2 rRNA genes are annotated in these 3,318 nt (G+C 56.2%); both read left to right on the top strand.

Annotated features, from left to right (window positions below):
- Window positions 1-47 precede the first annotated feature (47 nt).
- Window positions 48-3,157 (top strand): 23S ribosomal RNA (locus ABFX51_RS39545).
- 101 nt (window positions 3,158-3,258) lie between these two features.
- Window positions 3,259-3,318: ribosomal RNA gene (rrf, locus tag ABFX51_RS39540) — 5S ribosomal RNA — on the top strand; the annotation flags it as partial.

The raw sequence follows: 3,318 nt of genomic DNA, 5'->3' as shown, positions 1-3,318 counted from the left end.
CTGGGTGTGGTGTTTGAGAACTGTAGAGTGGATGCGAGCATCTTTGTGGTCAAGTTGTTATGGGCGCATGGTGGATGTCTTGGCATCAGGAGCCGATGAAGGACGTGGGAGGCTGCGATAAGCCTCGGGGAGCTGTCAACCGAGCTGTGATCCGAGGGTGTCCGAATGGGGAAACCCAGCACCAGTGATGTGGTGTTACCCGCCGCTGAATATATAGGTGGTGTGGAGGGAACGCGGGGAAGTGAAACATCTCAGTACCCGTAGGAAGAGAAAACAAGTGTGATTCCGTGAGTAGTGGCGAGCGAAAGCGGAGGAGGCTAAACCGTGTACATGTGATACTTGTCAGGGGTTGTGTGCGCGGGGTTGTGGGACCCATCTTCTCAAAGCTGACACTTTGGGCATGATGCTGCATGGCTAGTGGAACCGCCTGGGATGGTGGACCGGAGTGGGTGAGAGTCCCGTACGCGAAAGCTGTGTTGGTGTTGTGTGGTGGTGTTCCCGAGTAGCAGCGAGCTCGTGGAATTTGCTGTGAATCTGCCGGGACCACTCGGTAAGCCTAAATACTTCCTGGTGACCGATAGCGGACGAGTACCGTGAGGGAAAGATGAAAAGTACCCCGGGAGGGGAGTGAAAGAGTACCTGAAACCGTGTGCCTACAAGCCGTCAGAGCCTTTGGGGTGATGGCGTGCCTTTTGAAGAATGAGCCTGCGAGTTAGTGCTGCGTGGCGAGGTTAACCCGTGTGGGGTAGCCGTAGCGAAAGCGAGTCTGAAGAGGGCGATTGAGTCGCGTGGTCTAGACCCGAAGCGGAGTGATCTACCCATGGCCAGGCTGAAGCGCCGGTAAGACGGCGTGGAGGGCCGAACCCACCAGGGTTGAAAACCTGGGGGATGAGTTGTGGGTAGGGGTGAAAGGCCAATCAAACTCCGTGATAGCTGGTTCTCCCCGAAATGCATTTAGGTGCAGCGTCGTATGTTTCGTGGTGGGGGTAGAGCTACTGGATGGCCTAGGGGCCTTACCGGGTTACCGAAGTCAACCAAACTCCGAATACCATCACGTGAGAGTGCGGCAGTGAGACGGCGGGGGATAAGCTTCGTCGTCGAGAGGGAAACAGCCCAGAACACCGGCTAAGGCCCCGAAGTGTGTGCTCAGTGGGAAAGGATGTGGGATTGCCCAGACAACCAGGAGGTTGGCTTAGAAGCAGCCATCCTTGAAAGAGTGCGTAATAGCTCACTGGTCAAGTGGTCCTGCGCCGACAATGTAGCGGGGCTTAAGCACACCGCCGAAGCCGTGTCATTCACACAAGACATCCGCGAGTGTCCTTGAGACTCTTGTGTAGTGGTGTGGATGGGTAGGGGAGCGTCCTGCATCCAGGGAAGCAGCCGGGTAACCGAGTTGTGGAGGGTGTGGGAGTGAGAATGCAGGCATGAGTAGCGAATGCAGAGTGAGAACCTCTGCCGCCGGATGACCAAGGGTTCCTGGGTCAAGTTAATCTGCCCAGGGTGAGTCGGGACCTAAGGCGAGGCCGACAGGCGTAGTCGATGGACAACGGGTTGATATTCCCGTACCCGCGTATGTTCGCCCATAGCGAGGCACATGAGACTAACCACCCGAAGCCGTGAGACTCTTCGGAGTTGAGTGGTGGAGCGTGGGACCTGAGTGTGTAGTAGTTAAGTGATGGGGTGACGCAGGAAGGTAGCTCCGCCAGTGAGTGGTTGTACTGGTGTAAGCGTGTAGGCCGATGTGTAGGCAAATCCGCACATCATGAAGGCTGAGACGTGATGCGTAGCCGTTGAGGTGAAGTAGGGTGATCCTATGCTGCCGAGAAAAGCCTCTAGCGAGAACATGTGCGGCCCGTACCCCAAACCGACACAGGTGGTCAGGTAGAGAATACTAAGGCGATCGGGTGAACTGTGGTTAAGGAACTCGGCAAAATGCCCCCGTAACTTCGGGAGAAGGGGGGCCAGAGCACTTGAAGCCCTTCGCGGGCTAGGGTGAGTTGGCCGCAGAGACCAGCGGAAAGCGACTGTTTACTAAAAACACAGGTCCATGCGAAGTCGTAAGACGATGTATATGGACTGACGCCTGCCCGGTGCTGGAACGTTAAGAGGACCGGTTAACCCTTCGGGGTGAAGCTGAGAATTTAAGCGCCAGTAAACGGCGGTGGTAACTATAACCATCCTAAGGTAGCGAAATTCCTTGTCGGGTAAGTTCCGACCTGCACGAATGGCGTAACGACTTTCCGGCTGTCTCAACCACAGGCCCGGCGAAATTGCATTACGAGTAAAGATGCTCGTTACGCGCGGCAGGACGGAAAGACCCCGGGACCTTTACTATAGCTTGGTATTGGTTTTCGGTTCGGTTTGTGTAGGATAGGTGGGAGACTGTGAAGCTCGGACGCTAGTTCGGGTGGAGTCGTTGTTGAAATACCACTCTGGCCGGATTGGGAATCTGAACCTCGGACCGTGAGCCGGTTCAGGGACAGTGCCTGGTGGGTAGTTTAACTGGGGCGGTTGCCTCCTAAAGGGTAACGGAGGCGCCCAAAGGTTCCCTCAGCCTGGTTGGCAATCAGGTGTTGAGTGTAAGTGCACAAGGGAGCTTGACTGTGAGACTGACGGGTCGAGCAGGGACGAAAGTCGGGACTAGTGATCCGGCACCTCCTGGTGGAAGGGGTGTCGCTCAACGGATAAAAGGTACCCCGGGGATAACAGGCTGATCTTGCCCAAGAGTCCATATCGACGGCATGGTTTGGCACCTCGATGTCGGCTCGTCGCATCCTGGGGCCGGAGTAGGTCCCAAGGGTTGGGCTGTTCGCCCATTAAAGCGGCACGCGAGCTGGGTTTAGAACGTCGTGAGACAGTTCGGTCCCTATCCGCCGCGCGCGTAGGAGACTTGAGGAAGGCTGTCCCTAGTACGAGAGGACCGGGACGGACGAACCTCTGGTATGCCAGTTGTTCCGCCAGGGGCATGGCTGGTTGGCTACGTTCGGAAGGGATAACCGCTGAAGGCATCTAAGCGGGAAGCCTGTTCCAAGATGAGGTCTCCCACCCCTTTGTGGGTTAAGGCCCCCTAGAGACGATGGGGTTGATAGGCCAGAGATGGACGCACAGTAATGTGTTTTCGAGTTGACTGGTACTAATAGGCCGAGGACTTGCCCACGAAGATGGTACGCATCCACTCTGCGGTTCTGAAACACCACACCAGTGGTGGTTCCAGAACTTGATAGGTGACTGGAATTCTCTGGTGTGTGATCAGAGTGTTTCGGTGGTCATGGCGGTAGGGAAACGCCCGGTCCCATTCCGAACCCGGAAGCTAAGCCT

The sequence above is a fragment of the Amycolatopsis dongchuanensis genome (assembly GCF_039542405.1).
In the GTDB taxonomy this organism is placed as follows: domain Bacteria; phylum Actinomycetota; class Actinomycetes; order Mycobacteriales; family Pseudonocardiaceae; genus Amycolatopsis_E; species Amycolatopsis_E sacchari.
The sequence above is the reverse complement of the archived record's forward strand: the minus strand, read 5'-3'. Positions and strand labels throughout refer to the sequence as shown.